The 17,754-nt window shown below is 66.4% G+C and carries 11 protein-coding genes; 2 read left to right on the top strand and 9 right to left on the bottom strand.

What is annotated here, in order from left to right:
- Positions 1 to 2: 2 nt before the first annotated feature.
- Entirely contained in the window at positions 3 to 2,117 is a 2,115-nt protein-coding gene (locus NMB40_RS08875; RefSeq protein WP_494360730.1) for an alpha-glucuronidase family glycosyl hydrolase, read from the bottom strand.
- A gap of 111 nt (positions 2,118 to 2,228) precedes the next feature.
- On the opposite strand from NMB40_RS08875, the gene NMB40_RS08880 reads away from it, so the two are divergent.
- Complete coding sequence (locus NMB40_RS08880) at positions 2,229 to 3,284, top strand: LacI family DNA-binding transcriptional regulator (protein WP_494360731.1); 1,056 nt, start codon at positions 2,229 to 2,231, stop codon at positions 3,282 to 3,284.
- A gap of 17 nt (positions 3,285 to 3,301) precedes the next feature.
- Here the strand turns inward: NMB40_RS08880 and NMB40_RS08885 are convergent, their stop codons facing one another.
- From NMB40_RS08885 to NMB40_RS08915, 7 genes are all read right to left on the bottom strand, one after another.
- On the bottom strand, positions 3,302 to 5,866 hold the full coding sequence (locus tag NMB40_RS08885; RefSeq protein WP_494360732.1) for a glycoside hydrolase family 3 protein: 2,565 nt from the start codon (positions 5,864 to 5,866) through the stop codon (positions 3,302 to 3,304).
- Between the two features lie 23 nt (positions 5,867 to 5,889).
- A complete protein-coding gene (gene xylA, locus NMB40_RS08890; protein ID WP_494360733.1) occupies positions 5,890 to 7,224 on the bottom strand; it encodes a xylose isomerase in 1,335 nt (444 codons plus the stop codon).
- 41 nt (positions 7,225 to 7,265) lie between these two features.
- The gene (xylB, locus tag NMB40_RS08895; protein WP_494360734.1) at positions 7,266 to 8,759 is read right to left on the bottom strand and encodes a xylulokinase; all 1,494 of its coding nucleotides are present in this window, start codon (positions 8,757 to 8,759) and stop codon (positions 7,266 to 7,268) included.
- 65 nt (positions 8,760 to 8,824) lie between these two features.
- Positions 8,825 to 10,354, bottom strand: coding sequence for a tryptophan halogenase family protein (locus NMB40_RS08900; RefSeq protein WP_494360735.1), 1,530 nt, complete (start codon positions 10,352 to 10,354; stop codon positions 8,825 to 8,827).
- Positions 10,355 to 10,367: 13 nt separating this feature from the next.
- Positions 10,368 to 11,369, bottom strand: a complete 1,002-nt coding sequence (locus NMB40_RS08905; RefSeq protein ID WP_494360736.1) for a cupin-like domain-containing protein — start codon at positions 11,367 to 11,369, stop codon at positions 10,368 to 10,370.
- A 21-nt stretch (positions 11,370 to 11,390) separates the two neighbouring features.
- On the bottom strand, positions 11,391 to 12,149 hold the full coding sequence (locus tag NMB40_RS08910; protein WP_494360737.1) for a SapC family protein: 759 nt from the start codon (positions 12,147 to 12,149) through the stop codon (positions 11,391 to 11,393).
- 67 nt (positions 12,150 to 12,216) lie between these two features.
- Positions 12,217 to 15,348 (bottom strand): TonB-dependent receptor, encoded by a 3,132-nt coding sequence (locus NMB40_RS08915; protein WP_494360738.1) that lies wholly within the window; start codon positions 15,346 to 15,348, stop codon positions 12,217 to 12,219.
- A gap of 321 nt (positions 15,349 to 15,669) precedes the next feature.
- Between NMB40_RS08915 and NMB40_RS08920 the strand changes: the two genes are divergently transcribed.
- Positions 15,670 to 16,731, top strand: a complete 1,062-nt coding sequence (locus tag NMB40_RS08920; RefSeq protein ID WP_494361058.1) for a LacI family DNA-binding transcriptional regulator — start codon at positions 15,670 to 15,672, stop codon at positions 16,729 to 16,731.
- Positions 16,732 to 16,740: 9 nt separating this feature from the next.
- Here NMB40_RS08920 and NMB40_RS08925 read toward each other — a convergent pair whose 3' ends face one another.
- A complete protein-coding gene (locus NMB40_RS08925; RefSeq protein ID WP_494360739.1) occupies positions 16,741 to 17,754 on the bottom strand; it encodes a peptidoglycan DD-metalloendopeptidase family protein in 1,014 nt (337 codons plus the stop codon).

Consider the following 17,754-nt stretch of genomic DNA (forward strand, 5'->3'; position numbering starts at 1 on the left):
GCTCATCGCCCATCTCCCGGTGCCGATGGAAACTGCAGCGCTTCGTAGTACGCCAGTGGGTGCGGTGGTGGCGCTTCGCCTGCTGGTAAGGGCCTGCCGCTGATCGATTGGAAGTAGGCAACGCTGGCATCGCGCCACCATTGCGCTTCGCGGCGTTGGATCTGGAGGAAGGCGGCGACCTGTTCGTGCCGTTGTGCATCCACCCTTCCCCGCAGGTTCTCCCAGGTGGCCTGCATGGCGTCGACCTGGCGTACGCCCAGCGAGTAGCGACCCACCAGCTCGTCCCACAACGGCCGGCCGGAGGCCATGCGGTGGTCCCAGGGCACGTGGTGGAACCACAACAGCAGCGCCTCCGGTACCTGCGTCAGGTCGGCGTACTTCGCGGCCAGTTCCGGGGCGTACTGGGCCACGGCGTTGCTGCCCTGCGCGGTGCGGTCGAAGCCGATGCCGTCGTGGTCGGCGCGGTGGTAGTACACCGAGGTCCAGTCCGCTCGCGGGCCGCCGTCCACCCATGGGCCCGGCCCGTAGTGATGGCCGCGCGCCATCAGGTGGTGCAGGCCCAACGGGGTCATGTAGTTCACTGCGGCCTCGCGGGAGGCCATCATCATTCCAACGATCGGCTCCACCACCGCGGGGTCCGGCGAGAACGTCATCGCCGCCCAGTCGGCCGCGATGTCACGGGACGATTGATCGGAATTCCAGGCAAGGCGACCGAATGCATACCAGTTGGCCTGATCGAAGTGCGAGCCGCTCCAGGTGCGGTCCGTGCCGATGTTGGCGACGCCGGCGATACCGCTGAGCGACTGCGCCACGGTGAAGCGCTTGCCGCCTGCGCGGGTGTCGGCGTGCAGCACTTCCTCGAACAACGGCCCCAGGTACACCAGGTGGGTGGCGAAGCCCAGGTATTCCTTGGTGATCTGGAACTCCATCATCAGCGGCGTGCGCGGCATGGCCCCGAACAGCGGATGGAACGGCTCACGCGGCTGGAAGTCGATGGGTCCGTTCTTCACCTGCAGCACGACGTTCGGGCGGAACGCGCCCTCCAGCCCGGCGAACTCGGTGTAGGCCTGGGTGGCACGGTCGGCGGGCACGTCGTGCGCATAGACAAACGCGCGCCACATCACCACGCCGCCGTGCGGTGCCAGTGCGTCTGCAAGCAGGTTGGCGCCGTCGGCATGGCTGCGGCCGTAGTCCTGCGGGCCGGGCTGCCCTTCGGAGTTGGCCTTGACCAGGAAGCCGCCGAAATCAGGGATGCGTTGGTAGATCTCGGCGGCCTTGTCGCGCCACCAGCGCTGCACTGCCGGGTCAAACGGATCGGCGGTCTTGAGCCCACCCAGCTCGATGGGGGCGCTGAAGCGCGCGCTCAGGTACACGCGGATGCCGTAGGGCCGGAACACGTCTGCAAGCGCGGCCGCCTTGGCCAGGTAGTCCGGCGCAAGGCTCTGTGCGTTGGCGTTCACGTTGTTCAGCACCGTGCCATTGATGCCCAGTGATGCATTGGCGCGTGCGTAATCGGTGTAGCGCGGGTCGCGCCATTCCGGCAGCGTCTGCCAGTCCCACAGCGAGCGGCCGGCATACCCGCGTTCGACATGACCGTCGAGGTTGTCCCAGTGGTTGAGAATGCGCAGCCGCACCTTGGGCGACTCGCGCACCGCAAGGTCATCCAGCGCCGTGCCCGTCTGCAGCAACCGAAGCAGATGGAATGTGCCGTAAAGCACGCCGATATCGCTGCGCGCGGCCACCAGCAGCACGTCGCGCCCATCACGCCGCGTGCGCTTGAGCAGATAGCCCTCTTCCCCAAGCGACTCGACCTCGTCACGGAACGGTGCGATCAACGCCGAGGACTGCGGCGTGCCAATCGCAAGCACGTGGCCAGCGGAAGTTTCGTTCTGGATTCGGGGTGCGGTGCCCAACAGGCCCGTGAGGCCGCGGACCAGCTCCTCGCGCGCGGCACGCTGCGTGGGTGTCTGATCGGGGGCGACAACCTCGCCCAGCTGTGTGCGGTAGTCTGCAGCAAGCGAAGGATCCAACGGGACATAGCGCAGCCAGAGGTCGTAGCCGTCCTCCGCGCGCGCCCCCGCGCTGCAGGCCATCGATGCCAGCGCAATACCCAGCATCCAATGACACCGCTCGACACGCCAGCGGCCCCGCAGCGTGGGCAGCAAACCTTGTAAGCTCAGGCGGTGCTTTGGGCGCCACAGCGCCACAAAGAAGAACGGGAGTGCGTATTGGACAAGCCGAAGAAATCGGTCCGCCGCAAAACCAGTGGCGTGACGATCGACGAGGTGGCGGCGCTGGCCGGGGTGTCGCCGATGACGGTGTCGCGGGCGATCAACCAGGGCAAGGTGCGCGATGACACCCGCGAGCGCGTGATGCGTGCGGTGCAGGCATTGGGCTACACCCCCAACCTGGCGGCGAGTACGCTGGCCGCCGCGCAGCACACGCGCATTGCGCTGATCTACACCAATCCCAGCGGCGCCTACCTGCGCGAACTGCTGGTGGGCCTGCTGCGGGGCGCGTCCAATGCGGCCATCCAACTGGTCATCCACTACTGGGACAACCTGGACCCCGTTGCCGAGCGCAAGGCTGCACGCGCCCTGGCCGGCCGCGTGGACGGCGTGATCCTGCCGCCCCCGCTGTGCGAATCGCCGGTGGCCGTGACCGAGCTGGTGAAGGCCGGCACCCCGGTGGTGGCCATCGCATCGGGGCACCTGCGTGACGATGTTTCCTGCGTGCGCATCGATGACTTCCACGCCGGCAAGGAGATGACCGAACATCTGATTCAGCAGGGCCACACCCGCATTGGCTTCATCCGCGGCCGTAACGACCTGAGCGCGAGCGCGCGCCGCTACGATGGCTTCGCCACCGCCCTGCACGAGGCCGGGCTGGAGGTTGAGCCCAGCCTGGTCCAGCAGGGGGACTACACCTACCGTTCGGGCCTGGATGCCGCCGAAAAGCTGCTGTCCCAGCCCCAGCCGCCCACCGCGATCTTCGCCAGCAACGACGACATGGCCGCTGCCGCGATTTCCGTGGCGCACCGCCAGGGCCTCGACGTGCCGCGTGACCTGTCCGTGGTGGGGTTCGATGACACCTCCGCCGCCACCACGGTCTGGCCCGAGCTCACCACCCTGCATCAGCCCATCGCCGCGATGGCCGATGCGGCCATCGACATCCTGCTGCGCACCATCCGCCACCGCACCGACGACACCCGCGTGCTGACCGACCACGTGCTGCCACACCGCCTGGTGATGCGCGACTCGGTCGCGCACCCGCCCAAGCGGTGATGGCGGCGGGCGCATGGTTACGCGCCTGGGCATGCGACGGTGGCGTCCGCTTCGTTGAGGGCACCCAGCGCGACGCGTGACACCGAGAGCGTCATGGCGCCTGCCGTGCCGATCGACCAGGGCCGATCCAGCTTGCCCACGTCCGCACCGGCGGCCGAGAGACACTTCAGCGGCACGCCCACACGCTTCCATTCGCCCGCCGGCAGCTTGGCCAGCGCAGGTGCCAGCGGAACGCGGGCGGTACACCCGGCGCCGCATCCGACCGACAGCCAGGCCTCGCCCTTGGGGGCAGCGTCCACCCGAAGCGTGGTGATCAGCATCAGGTCGCCATTGCTCTCGCGCTGCAGGTCCAGCGGGACGTGCGACTGCACGGCAACGGTTGCCTCGCCCTTGCCCGACCATGCCAGGCGGCGGCCGTCTTCCTGCACCAGATGGTCTACGCCGGTGACCTTGAGCAGGTCGCCATCCAGCGATTCCGGCACCTTGGTGACGGTCACGCCCTGCCCCGTGCTGCCATCCAGCCGCAGCGCCATGCCGGAGCCGGCGTCACCGCGTGCGAAGAACACACCGGCCGCACCTTCGTTGCCGGTCACGCCGGACACTTCCGGCAACGGGGCCAGGTCGCCCTTGTCGGCGTAGGTCAGGCCGAAGCCGAAGGCGAACTGCGGGTCGTAGTCCTTCTGGCCGACGTTGTTGGCGTACTGGATCGCGGTGCGCGGCCAGCTGAAGCTGAGCTTGCCCTTGAAGTCGTGCTGGACGCTGCCATCGGGCTTGCGCAGCAGCACGTCGGCGATGCCGCCGCCTTCCGAACCGGGCAGCCACGCCGCCACGAACGCGTCGGACGCGTTGATCTCGCGGTTGACCCACAGCGGGCGGCCGCTCAGGAACACCGCCACCACCGGGATGCCATCGGCCTTCAGGCGCTTGATCAGTTCAAGATCCGAATCGTCGCCGGGCTTGTAGGCCAGGGTCGCCAGGTCGCCCTGGAATTCGGCATAGGGGTTCTCGCCGAACACCACCACGGCCACGTCGGGCTTGGCGGTGTACTTCCCATCCACCGCCAACACGGCTTCGCCGCCCGCGGCCTTGGCCTGCAGCGCGATGCCTTCAAAGATGGTGTCCGCGTTCGGGAAGTCCTTGCGGGTGGTGCCGGTGCCCTGCCAGTTCAACGTCCAGCCACCGGCCTGCTTGCCGACATCGTTCGCGCCATTACCGGCCACGAGGATGCGCTGCTTCGGCGCCAACGGCAGCACGCCGCCCTGGTTCTTCAACAGCACCAGCGATTCGCGCACCGCCTGGCGTGCCACGGCGCGATGCCCCGGTGCGCCGATCAGGGCGAACTGGCCGCCCACCGTGCGCGCCGACGGCTTGCCCGCTTCGAACAGCCCGAGCCGCATCTTCACCCGCAGGATCCGGCGCACCGCATCGTCCAGGCGTTCCTGGGTGATGGTGCCGGCCTTCGCCGCCGCCAACGTGGTCTCGTAGAAGCCTTTCCAGCTGTCCGAGGCCATGGCCATGTCCAGGCCGGCATTGATGGTGGCCGGGCAATCGGTGGTGGTGCAGCCCTTGACCTGCCCGTGGCCGTTCCAGTCGCCCACCACGAAGCCGCCGAAGTTCATGCGGCCCTTCAGTGCATCGGTGAGGTAGGCCTTGTGGCCGTGCATCTTCTCGCCGTTGACGCTGTTGAACGATGCCATGACGGTCTGCGCGCCGGCCGCGATCGCGGTCGGGTAGCCGGCGGCATGGATGCGCACCAGCTCGGCTTCGCTGATGTTCGTGTCACCCTGGTCCTTGCCATCGGTGGTGCCGCCGTCGCCGAGGAAGTGCTTGACCGAGGCGATCACGTGGCGGCCATCCAGGAAGGTGGGCGAGCCGACCTTGCCCTGCAGGCCTTCGACCACCGCGCCGGCATAACTGGCCACGACTTCAGGCGATTCGGAATAGCCTTCGTAGGTGCGCCCCCAGCGGTCGTCCTGCGGGACCGCCACGGTGGGTGCGAACGCCCACTCCATGCCGGTGGCACGGGTTTCCAGCGCGGTGATCTCGCCGATCCGCCGCACCAGGTCCGGGTTGCGGGCCGCGCCCAGCCCGATGTTGTGCGGGAACAAGGTGGCGCCGACGATGTTGCTCTGGCCATGCACGGCGTCGATGCCGAACAGCACCGGGATGGCCTTGCCGCCGGTCGAGGTGTCCATCGACGCCGCGTAGAACGCATCGGCCAGCGCCAGCCATTCAGCCGGCTTGGCGTCGTAGCGGCCACCCGGATCGGAATTGCCGCCGGCAAGGATGGAGCCCAATCGATACTTTCGCACGTCATCCGGTGTGATGCTGGCAATGTCGCCCTGTACCAGCTGGCCGACTTTTTCCTCGACCGTCATGCCGGCCATCAACTCGGTGATCCGCTTTTCCATCGCGGGATCGTCGGGCAGCGGCCAGGTCACCTGGGGCCAGGGGTTGGCATCGGCCTTTGCCTCCGCCTGGGCGGGTGCGGCCGGCTTGTCTTCGCCCTTGCAGGCAGCCAGTGAAAGCAGCAGCGCTGCCAGCAGGAAGCCGGTGCGACGTGTGGCGTGTGAGTGGGTCATGGGGCTCATCCTTGCGGTTGGACTCAACGCAGAAGGTACTGGTTGATCAGGTTCTCGTAACGCTCCTGCTTGCCGCTGATCTGCTTCGGCTCGCCGCCCTTCGCGCCCAGTGCGGCGAGTTCAACGAGGCTGAGCCCGCCGCGCTCGAAGTCCTTGCCGGCGCCGCTGTCGAAGCTGGCGTAACGCTCCTTGCGCCACTGTTCCCACGGCGAGTCGTTCAACAGCCCATGGGCCACTTCCAGGCCGCGGGCGAACGCGTCCATGCCGCCGATGTGGGCGATGAACAGGTCGTCCAGGTCGGTGGATTCGCGGCGCACCTTGGCGTCGAAGTTCAGGCCGCCTTCCAGCCCGCCCTGGCGCAGCACCACCAGCATGGCGCCCACAGTGTCGTACAGGTCGCTCGGGAACTGGTCGGTATCCCAACCGTTCTGGGCGTTGCCGCGGTTGGCGTCGATGCTGCCCAGCAGGCCGTGGTCGGAGGCGACCTGCAGGTCGTGTTCGAAGGTATGGCCCGAGAGCGTGGCATGGTTGGCTTCGATGTTGAGCTTGAAGTCCTTTTCAAGGCCGTGCTCTTTGAGGAAGCCCGCCACGGTGGCGCTGTCGAAGTCGTACTGGTGCTTCATCGGCTCCATCGGCTTGGGCTCGATCAGGAAGTTGCCCTTCAGGCCGATGCTGCGGCCGTAGTCGCGCGCCATGGTGAGGAAGCGGGCGAAGTGGTCCACCTCGCGCTTCATCTGGGTGTTGACCAGCGAGGCATAGCCTTCGCGACCGCCCCAGAACACGTAATGTTCGCCGCCCAGTTCCACGGTGGCTTCCAGGGCTGCCTTCACCTGCACGGCGGCGCGCGCCACCACGGCGAAATCCGGGTTGGTCGACGCACCATTCATGTAGCGCGGGTGCGAGAACAGGTTGGCGGTGCCCCACAGCAGCTTCATGCCGGTGGCGTCCTGGCGCTCCTTGGCCAGGCCGACCATGTGCTTGAGGTTCTTTTCGTACTCGCCCACATCGTCGGCATCCGGCGAGAGGTCGATATCGTGGAAGCACCAGTACGGCACGCCCAGCTTGGTGAAGAATTCAAACGCGGCATCCACCTTGGCTTCGGCGGTGGCCAGCGGCGAGCCGGTTTCCCACGGGAAATGGCGGGTGCCCGGGCCGAACGGATCGTGGCCGGCGTTGCAGAAGGTGTGCCAGTAACAGACCGCGAAGCGCAGGTGCTCCTGCATGGTCTTGCCGCCGATCACCTTGTTCGCGTCATAGACCTTGAACGCGAGCGGGTTGTCCGACCCGCGGCCTTCGAAGGCGATGCGGCCGATGCCGGGGAAGTATTCCTTGGCGCCAATGTAGGGCTGGGTGCTCATGGTGCAGTTCCTTTCGTTGTGCGGGGTGTCGCGTAGAGGGATCAGCCGCGCTGCAGCGGCGTGACGGCGTCGAGGTAGCGCAGGAAGCGCGCATAGGCGGTGGCATAGGCGGGCGTGCGCGACGGTTCCGGGCGCGCCGACAGCTGCGGGTCGAGCGACACGTGGCGCTCGGCGATATCGGCGATGCTGGCCTCATCGCCACGCGCATGGCCCAGCGCCCACAGCGCCTGCAGGGCCGCGCCGAAGGCTGCGCCTTCGGACTGGGTGGGCACGTCCACCGGCAGGCCGAACACATCGGCCACCAGCTGCCGCCACGCGGCGCTGTTGCTGCCGCCGCCGGTGAGCACGATGCGGTCGAACTGCATGCCGGCGCGGACGAAGGCGTCGTAGCCGTACTTCAGGCTGTAGGTCGCCCCTTCCATGGCCGCGCGGTACAGGTGGGCCGGGGTCATGTTGGTGGTGTCCAGGCCGGCCAGCACGCCCTTGCCGTGCGGCAGGTCGGGCGTGCGCTCGCCGTTGAGGAACGGCAGCATCACCAGCCCATCCGCGCCGGGCGGCGTGTTCCGCAGGTGCCCGTCGCCGAAGCGGGTGCTGAAGTCGAAGGCGTCGGCCACCTGCTCGGTCACGACGGTGCAGTTCATGGTGCAGATCAACGGCAGCCAGCCGCCGGTGGACGAGCAGAACGCCGCCCAAGCGCCGTCGGGATCGACCACGGGCGTGTCGGAGTAGGCAAACAGCGTGCCCGAGGTGCCCAGGCTCATGGCCAGCCGACCAGGCACCACGCAGCCGGTGCCGATGGCGGCCATCATGTTGTCGCCGCCGCCGACCGCTACTTTTACCGTGGCAGGCAGGCCGAACGATTTCGCGGCCGCGGGCGCGATGTCGTACAACGCGTCCGGTGGCGCGATGGGCGGCAGGCACTCGCTCAGGTCGCGGTCCGGGTCGGTCGCGCGCAGCAGCTCGGGCGACCAGGTGCGGGTGCGCACATCCAGCCAGCCGGTGCCCGAGGCATCGCCGTATTCGCAGAACCGCTGCCCGGTCAGCACGAAGTTGAGGTAGTCGTGCGGCAACAGGATGCTGGCCAGGCGTGCGTACGCGTCCGGCCGATGCGTCTTCGTCCACGGCAGTTTGGAGGCAGTGTAACCGGTCAGGATCGGGTTGCCGGCCAGTGCAATGGTCTGCGCCGTGCCGCCTGCCGCGTCCATGATCTGGGTGCATTCGGCCGAGGTGCTGGTGTCGCACCACAGCTTGGCCGGAGCCAGCACCTCCCCTGCTGCATCGAGCGGCACGAAGCCGTGCTGCTGGCCCGACACCGCCACTGCGGCGATGCGCGCGCGTACCGACGGCGTAATGGCAGCGAAGCAGGTGTGCAGCGCCGCCACCCAATCGGCCGGGCGTTGTTCGCGGCTGCCATCGGCGGCGCTGTCCAGTTCGAGCGGCGCGCTGGCGCTGGCCACCACGCTGCGCTTGGCCGGGTCGTAGACCAGCACTTTCAGGCTCTGCGTACCTGCATCGATTCCTGCAACCAGATCCATCCCATGCACCCCGTAGATTCTAGAAAGGTAGCGCTACCAATTTCGTTCGGCAAAGCGTGGCCCCGCTAGGCGGTGGCCAGGCTCCGCGGCCAGACCTCGGCCGGTGCCTTGCAGTAGCGTTCAATGAAGTCCGCCTGCGAGGGCATCGTCGACACCGCTTGCTGCACCGGCTGTTGGATCCGCGCCAGCAGCGTGCGCAGGTCGGCATCGCTGATCGCGCGCGCCAGCGGGTGCGGCGGCCCCGGCTGGATGCCCTGCCCCATCAGCACGCTGGTCCAGGAGTCCACGCGGAACAGTTCGCCGGGGTCCTGCCACGCGTGGGCGCGTTCGCGCCAGGCGCGCAGGCGGACGGCCAGCGATTCGGGCAGCTCCATCTCGCGGCAGGCCTTCCACATCGGCTCGTCGCGCTGGGTGGCGTGGTAATGCAGGATGATGAAGTCACGCACGTGCTCCATTTCCTGGCGGCTCACGTCGTTGTACAGCGCGGTCAGCGTCGGCGTGATGCCATCGAACGGGAACAGCTGGATCAGCCGCACCACCGCGCTGATGGTGAGGTGGATGCTGGTGGATTCCAGCGGCTCGATGAAGCCGCTGGCCAGGCCGAGCGCCACCACGTTCTTGTTCCAGGCCTTCAAGCGGCGCCCGCTGCGGAACGGCACCAGCCACGGATCGCGCAGCGGTTGGCCTTCCACATCACGCAACAGCTTGGCCTGCGCCTCGTCATCGGACATATGGCGGCTGGAGAACACCAGGCCACAACCGACCCGGTGCTGCAGCGCGATGTGCCAGCGCCAGCCGGCCTCGTGCGCGATGGCGCGGGTGTACGGCACCGGCGGCTTCACCGACTCGGTCTGCACGGCCACGGCGCGGTCGCTGGGCAACCACTGGTTCCAGTCTTCGTAGCCGCTGTGCAGGGTCTGCTCGGTCAACAGGCCGCGGAAGCCGGTGCAGTCGATGAACAGGTCGCCCTCGATCACCTGCCCGTCTTCCAGCACCAGCGCTGAAACAGAACCGTCGTGGGCGTGCTGACGCACTTCGCGGATCTTGCCCTCCACCCGGCGCAGGCCCTGCGCCTCGGCGCGGCGGCGCAGGAACTTGGCGTACAGCCCGGCGTCGAAATGATAGGCGTAGTTGACCTGGGGCTGGGTCTGCAGCGAGAACTGGTCACCGCGCGAGGCCACGCTTTCCAGACAGAAGTCGCCCAGGTCCGAGGGCATGCCACGGCGCAGGCTGTCCAGCCAGAAATGATGGAACGGGGTGGCCCAGGTGCCCTGCCCGATGGTGCCGAAGGGATGGATGAAGCGCTCGCCGGGGCGGCGCCAGTTCTCGAACGAGATCGAGAGCTTGAAGGTGCCGGCCACGGCCTGCAGGAACTCCTGCTCATCGATCTGCAGGAAGCGGTGGAAGGTACGGATCGGCGGTACGGTGGATTCGCCCACGCCCACGGTGCCGATCAGCTCGGACTCCACCAGGGTGATGTCCAGCTGCTCGCGGAACTGGTGGGACAGCGCACAACCGGCCAGCCAGCCTGCCGTTCCGCCGCCGGCGATGACCACCTTGCGGATCCGCCCTTCTGTCGTGTTCGCAGCGTTCAAAGCGATGCCCCCATCAACGGTTGAGTCGACCGAGCAGCTGCGCGCGCGTGCGGCGCGCCTGCGTCTCGTCGAACGGTGCCAGCTCACCCCGGGCGGCATCGGGCAGGTGCTGCCCTGCGCGCTCACCGGGACCGAATACGTAGTACTCGAAGATCTTCGCCCAGGCCTGTTTCTCGCGCGGCGGCAGGTCGCGCAGCGCCCACATCGCGTGCTGCAGCGCCGGCAGCGGCGAGGACAGGAAGCTGGGCACACTGCGCCACCAGTAGTTCACCAGCACGTTGAACGGCTCGAGGCTGCGCACGTGGTGCCACCACATGCTGGGAATGAAGATGGCATCGCCCGGTTCCAGCACGGCGGTCTGCGCGCTGGCGAGCGCGTCACGGAACCTGGGATGGCGGTCGAAGTCCGGGCGGTCGAAATCCACCACGCTCACCACCTGTCCACCCGGGGTGGGTTCCAGCGGGCCGGGATAGAGGTTGTCGATCTGCTCCGGCGGAAACAGGGTGAACCGGCGGCGGCCCACGGCGGAGCAGGCCAGGTTGTCCGGGGTGTCGTAATGGCACGAAGCGGTGACCCGGTTGCCGATCCAGATGCTGGCCGAGGCATCGATGCCCTGCCCGGCCAGGCCGGCATCGTTGGCCTGCGCAAACCCGGGCAGCGCACGCTCGATCAGCAGCGACGCCACGTAATAGGTGGCTGGCTTCGGCGCATCGAAGGTGTCGGCGATCTCGTCCAGCACCTGCGTCAGCAGTCCGCGCCGGACCTCGAAGTTCAACTGGGTGAAATCGTCGTTGTAGAACGGGCGGCCTTCGATCTCGGGGCCGCCGTAGGAGTACTGCACCGGCAGGCCGGCATCGAAGCCGCGCAGGTACGCCAGCGCCTCCTGGGTGGAACGCAGCCCGGCCTTTACCAGCGCCCAGTCGCGCGCGATGCCACGCAGTACCACCGGCTCGCCGGCGGCAACCAATGCCTCCAGCGGCAGCGCATCGGGCTGCAGGCCTTCGAGGGTGCGCATGGCAATGCCCTCCCCCATCGTTCAGTTCCTGCCCGTCGCGACGGCGGCATCCTGCATGCGCAGGCGACGCTGCTTTTCGGCGATCAACCGCCGCATGTTGTGCAGCGAGGCCAGCATCAGGTACGCGCCTTCCAGGTAGCCGGCGCGGTTGAGTTCGGCCAGCGCGGCACCGTCCAGCTGGACCAGGCGGTCGCGGTCGATCGCGTGCAGGCCGTTCACGCCCACCCGGTTCTGCGGGTCGATCTGCACGTCGAGGGTGATCGGTTGGATCAGGCCTTTGGTGTCGAGCATGGCGAACATCTCGGCGCCAAAGGCATGGCCATCGTGGATGCCGCGCAGCACGTTGGCGATATGGTCCAGGTAGGGGGTATTGCCCCCCTGTGGCAGGAACACCGGCTCACCGGCGCTGTTGCTTACGCGCGGGTGGTCCAGGTCCACGTGCAGCACCGCCTCCTGGGTAAGCTCACCGTCGATGCGGCTTTCCTGGAACCCGATCAGGAACGGCCCCTTGGCCGCCGCCCCCGGCAGGTAGGAAGCATTCCAACGGCCGTCGTCCAGGTACAGGTTTTCGTGCTGCTCGAAACCCAGCAGGACCACCGATTGCCACTCCCCGGTGGCGGCGTCTTTGCGCAGGAAAATCGGGTATTCGCGCTGCAGCTCGGCGTACTCGCTCGGGTAGGCGGGTACCATGCCGACCGCGTCGCCAAATTCGGGCCCGAAACCGGTTGCTACACGCAGCTCCCGGTGGGCGATGTTGTTGAGCATTTCGTAACGCGGCATGTGTAGTCCAATCCCTGCAGGAGCCTGCACGGGTGCCGCTGCCGGAACAGCGGCACCCGTGGCCTGTTCAGAACCTGTAACGAACGCCAAGCATGTAACGCGGATCCTGGTCAGCCAGCTTCACCATCATCTGCGAGGTGCGCGAACGCCAACGCACGTCCTCGCCGGTGAGGTTGATGGCCTCGAGGCTGAACGACCAGTTGTCATTGAGCGTGTAACCCACGCTGAGATCCCACTGGTCATACTCTTCCACATAGTACGGGTTTCGGCTGGCACCCTGGTTGGCCAGGATCAGGTACTGGTCGCGCCAGTTCCAGGCCAGGCGGACCGACCAGCCGTACTTTTCGTACATCAGCATGGCGTTGGCGGTGTCGCTGAGGCCGGTGAGCGAGAACTGGTCGACGTTCGGGTCGCCTGCGTCGTTGAAGCCCACGTCGCCGTTGACGATGGTGTAGTTGGCCAGCACGCCGAAGCCGGTGTCACCGAAGAAGTACTGCCCGCCCAGTTCCCAGCCATGCAGCTTGGACTGGTTCTGGTTGATGGGACGGTTGACGTTGAACTGGTACAGCGGGTCGGCCGCCGTGCCATACAGGTCATACGCCGCCTCGGTGGCCAGCACCTGGGCGTCGGTGCCGTTGTAGGCGCCCAGCCCGGCCGGGTTGTTGCGCAGCAGCGCCAGTGCGGTGAACAGCGAGGTGTCATTGGCCGAGCAGGCCGCTGCGTTGGCCGCGCCCACCTGGGCGATACAGGCCCCACTGGTCAGGAAGCCCAGCGCGGTCTGTGCGTCCGGCCCGGAGGTCGGGTCGCGCAGGCCATACAGGTTTTCCTGCACGATGGTGTTGCCGACGAAGTTGTCGACCTGCTTGTTCCAGTAGGTCACCGACACGTAGCTGGCATCAGCGAAGTACCACTCCAGTGCCAGGTCCAGGTTGTCCGATTCCAGCGGCTTCAGCTGCGGGTTCTGTGCCGTGCCGCTGGCCCGCGAGGACGGATCGATCAGCACCGAACCGAACGGCTGCTGTGCGGTCGGGCCGGCATACAGGTTGCCGATCGGCGCACGCGCGATGCTCTTGCCGAACGAGATGCGCCCCTTCAGGTCGTCCAACAGGTCGATGCTGAAGTCCAGGTTGGGCAGGATGTAGCTGTAGCTGGTCTTCTCGGTGAAGGGTTGCTTGTCATCGGACAACAGCACGCGGAAGTCGTTGTTGGCCTGCCATTGGATGGATTCGGGGATGGCGATGATGGAGGTCGACACCACGTCGGTGGTTTCGTAGCGCACGCCCAGTCGGGTATTGGTGCGGTGGCCGCCCAGGTCGCCGTCCAGCTCGATCTGCATGTACGCCGAGTTCGTCTTCTCTTCCACCCGGTTGTCGGCGGCATTCTGCGGACTGACGCCGAGGTTGGCGCCGTAGTACTGCCCCGCCCACTGCGCCAGCCGACCCGCGTCGCCACGCCACGCGCTGAAGCTGTTGACGTTGAAGTCGTCGAACATGCCGACGATGTTCACCGGCTGCAGCAGGTCCATCAGGCCGTTGGCCACGTCGCCGTTGACATTGGCCACGCCCCAGTCGCCCAGGGTGTTGTAGTTTTCCGCGGCCTGGATGCGGTGGGTGGTCTGCTTGCTGGAATCCACGCCGAACTGGAAGCGGCCCGCATCGAAGGCCCACTCACCGTCGACGCGCCCCTGCTTGATCTCGCTGATCTGGGTCTGCGAGTTGATGCGAAGCACCTGCGTGCCGATCTCGCCCGGCACGAACCCGCCATTGACCACGCCATTGGTCTTGGCGATGGCATCGGCAGCGGTCGGGTACCAGACCTGGGTGCCTACCGGCAGGCCGTTGTTCCAGACCATCTCCTGCACGTAGGTGCCGCCGCACTGCGGCCCGGTGGTGCAGTTGTTGGTACCGGCGATACTGGAGAAGATGGAGCCACCGCCGGTGAGCGGATCGTTCGGGCGGCTCTCGTTCTTGGAGTCGTGGCCGTCGAAGCTCAGCTTGAAGCGGTCGGTGACGTTCCAGGTGGCATTGAAGCCCAGCGAACCCAGCTTGTACTTCTGCATGCTGCGCTGCTGTTCGAGCCCGAAGTCCTTGGTGCCGGAGATTTCGCGGATGTAGATGGGCGTGGCCACCGCGCCGCTGGTGTCGAACACCACATCGGTGTAGTTGCTGTTCTGCAGCCACATGCCCTGCTCGCCACGATTCTCTTCGATCTCGTTGGTCGAGTAGGTGTAATCCAGGGTCAGGGTCACTGCATCGGTCGGTGCGAACTGCAGCACCGCCTGGCCATTGATGCGCTCGCGTTCGAAGTCGGCGAAGGCATAACGCAGGTCGTTCGGGCGCCCGTACAGCGCGCCGATCGCCGGCGCATTGGTCACCGTCGGGTTGCCGGGCATGGTGCCGGTCCACGGCTGGATGTTCCAGTAGTTGTTGGTGGCCTGCACCGAGCCACCCTTGCGCTTCTGGTAGCTCGCGCTGACACCCACGCCCCAGGTCTTGTCGGGGTTGGTGTAGCTGAAGATGCCGGAAAGCTCGGGGGTGATGTCGTTGTCGAACGGCTGGCTCTGGTCGGAGACGATCTTGGCCCCGGCGCTGGCAACCGTGCCCTCATGGTCGAATGGACGCCCGGTGAGGATGTTGATGGTGGCGCCGATACCGCCGCTGGGCACGTTGGCCTGGCTGGTCTTGAAGACCTCGATGCCATTGACCGCTTCGGCCGCCAGCTGTGCGAAGTTGAACGCGCGGGTACCGCCGTCCACACCGCCGATGGCGACCTGCCCCGCCGCGCCGAATGCATCGGCACCGGGCATCTGGCGGCCGTTGAGGGTCACCATGTTGAACTGCGGGCCGAAGCCACGCGCGGTGACCTGCGCGCCTTCACCATCACGACGCTCGATGGAGATACCGGTGATGCGCTGCAGGGATTCGGCCAGGTTGGTATCGGGGAACTTGCCGATATCCTCGGCACTGATCGCATCCACGACGCCAGCCGAGTCGCGCTTGATGTCCATCGCCTGGCTGAGGCTGTTGCGGATACCCGTTACCTGCACCGTATCCAGCTGCGTCGGGGTGGCCTGGGATTGCTGCTGGGCAGCAGGGGCCGGCGTTGCGGCGTCCTGTGCGAATGCAGGATTGATGACCAGGACGCCACCTACGAAGGTGAACATGGCCCGGGATGTAAGTTTCGCCAGCTTCCGGCTCATGCGTGAGCCCTCAGGTCTGGGGTACGACGGAAAGCACAAGCGCTCATGACTCTCCCCTCTGACATACGATCGAATGGATGTACCGCCCCTCCAAGGGGCACGCACGGGCGATGCCCGTCTTCCACACCGAACATCGCAGTGCGTTTTCTGCACTGCGATTCAAACTCGCTTTCAGGCTTGCCAGAACACGCGTTTGGTATATGGGGGGTGCCCGCTGAGCCTTACCTTGGCTGAGTGGTAGCGCTACCATCGCGTCAGGGCGCAGACTAATCACCCGGTCACACGGTTGTCATCATGCAGCGCAGCAAAGGAAACGCTTCCTTGAAAAACAGCCCGAAAGTGGTGCGTCGCAAAGGCAGTGCAGTCACCATCGATGAGGTCGCCGCGCATGCCGGCGTATCGGCCATGACGGTTTCGCGCGTAATCAATGGCCATTCCAGCGTGCGCGAGGAAAACCGCGAACGGGTCATGCGCAGCGTGCTGGAACTGGATTACCGGCCCAACCTGGCGGCAAGCGCCCTGGCCGCAGCGCAGCACACCTGCATCGCGCTGATCTACACCAACCCCAGCTCCAGCTACCTGCGTGAGCTGCTGGTGGGCGCGCTGCGCGGGTCTACCCGGTCTGCGGCGCAATTGGCGATCTCTACGTGGGATGGGCTGAGCGCCAATGCACGGCGGGAGGCGGCACGGCAACTGTGCGACAGCGTGGCCGGGGTGATTCTTCCGCCGCCCCTGTGCGAATCGAAGGCGATCGTCGACATATTCGTCAATGCCGGGGTTCCGGTCGTCTCCATTGCATCCAGCCAGTTCAGCGACCGGGTGTCGTGCGTGCGTATCGACGACCGCCACGCCAGCCAGCAAATGGTCGCGCATCTGATCGCCCACGGGCATACGCGCATCGGCTACATCACCGGTGATCCGAACCAGACCGCCAGCGCGCAACGCTGGCAGGGGTATCGGGATGCATTGGCAGACGCCGGCATCGAGTACGACGAGGCGCTGGTGCAGCCTGGGCTCTTTACGTATCGATCCGGACTGGAGGCTGCCGAGCATCTGCTTGCCCTGCCCCAGCCGCCGAGTGCGATCTTCGCCAGCAACGACGACATGGCATCCGCCGTGGTATCGGTGGCACATCGGCGCGGGCTGGACGTGCCGGGCGATCTTTCGGTGGTGGGCTTCGACGATACCTCAGCGTCGACGATGGTGTGGCCGGAACTGACCACCATCCATCAGCCGGTGGCGGACATGGCCGACACCGCCATCGACATCCTGCTGCGTGAGATCCGGCGCGCGCCCGCTTCGGCGCGCGCTACCGTGAATCATGTGCTTGCGCATCAGCTGATCACCCGCGATTCCGTATCAGGGCCGGTGCAGGTGGCCTAGCCTCACGCCCTACTTCGCGGCGGCTGGGCGGATGCGCTGGCCCTTTACCGGCTCACCCAGCGCGACCGGCTTGTCATCGGCCAGGTAGTTGGAGAACTGCGCGGGCAATGCGGTGGCCTTGCCGAACTCGGGTCCGGCCTGCAGCTGGTAATGCAGGTGGGCTTCGGACGAGTTTCCGCTGTTGCCGCAGTCGGCCAGCTGCATGCCGGTGCGCACCACCTGCCCTTTCGTGACCCGCACACTGCCCTGGCGTAGATGGGCAAGCACCGAGTATTCGTCGTTGCCGTGATCGAGGATGACGCGGTTGCCGGTGGGCTGGCCGGGGTTCATCTCACCGGGCACGTTGTCGGCCACGCCTTCAACCACCTCCACCACCGTACCGTCTGCGGGAGCGAGGATGGGCTTGCCGAAGCAGAAGTAATCTTCGTTGTGCTGGCCTTCGCCACGATGCGAGCTGCCATCGTGCATCACCAGAAGATCCATCGCGAAACGCTGGCTCGCATGCGCGGCGTGGTAGTTCTGTTCGACGCTGCGCCCGCCCCAGAACACGTATAACTCGTTGGAGAACGGCAGCTGCAGCAGCGTGCGGTTTTTGTAGTCAAGACGCTCGCTGGCCGCGGGCGGCGATGGACCAACCTGGTGTGGACGGATGTTGAAGCCTGCCACCTTGCCCTGGGCGTCGAATGCCCAGGTGATCTGGATGATGGCTGGATTCTTCGCGAATCGTACCTGGCGCACGTAGATGTCATACCCGCCATCGGTGCTGACCGTTTCGCTGACTACGTCGGTTTCCTCGCCACCTGCGGCGAGCACCTGTTCTTTCAGCGCCGTCAGGCTCTGTTTCGATTGCAATGCGGCCTGCATCTGCGGTGTCATCCGCTCCCACAGCGCATCAACGTGACCCTGGTAGAACTGCGAGGTCATGTTGGCGCCTTCCTGGCGTGTGTCCTGGGTAGCGGCAAGGCCGCTGGATGCCATCAGCGATAGAACCAGCGTTGCCGTCAATTTCGCGAACAGTGTCAT

Source organism: Stenotrophomonas sp. FBCC-B152 (assembly GCF_059134105.1).

What these genes read in the sequence shown, in the direction of transcription:
- NMB40_RS08905 (WP_494360736.1), bottom strand. Translation starts at nt 11,369, where the DNA reads ATGCGCACCCTCGAAGGCCTGCAGCCCGATGCGCTGCCGCTGGAGGCA.
- NMB40_RS08925 (WP_494360739.1), bottom strand. Translation starts at nt 17,754, where the DNA reads ATGACACTGTTCGCGAAATTGACGGCAACGCTGGTTCTATCGCTGATG.
- xylA (WP_494360733.1), bottom strand. Translation starts at nt 7,224, where the DNA reads ATGAGCACCCAGCCCTACATTGGCGCCAAGGAATACTTCCCCGGCATC.
- NMB40_RS08910 (WP_494360737.1), bottom strand. Translation starts at nt 12,149, where the DNA reads ATGCCGCGTTACGAAATGCTCAACAACATCGCCCACCGGGAGCTGCGT.
- NMB40_RS08915 (WP_494360738.1), bottom strand. Translation starts at nt 15,348, where the DNA reads ATGAGCCGGAAGCTGGCGAAACTTACATCCCGGGCCATGTTCACCTTC.
- xylB (WP_494360734.1), bottom strand. Translation starts at nt 8,759, where the DNA reads ATGGATCTGGTTGCAGGAATCGATGCAGGTACGCAGAGCCTGAAAGTG.
- NMB40_RS08885 (WP_494360732.1), bottom strand. Translation starts at nt 5,866, where the DNA reads ATGACCCACTCACACGCCACACGTCGCACCGGCTTCCTGCTGGCAGCG.
- NMB40_RS08875 (WP_494360730.1), bottom strand. Translation starts at nt 2,117, where the DNA reads ATGCTGGGTATTGCGCTGGCATCGATGGCCTGCAGCGCGGGGGCGCGC.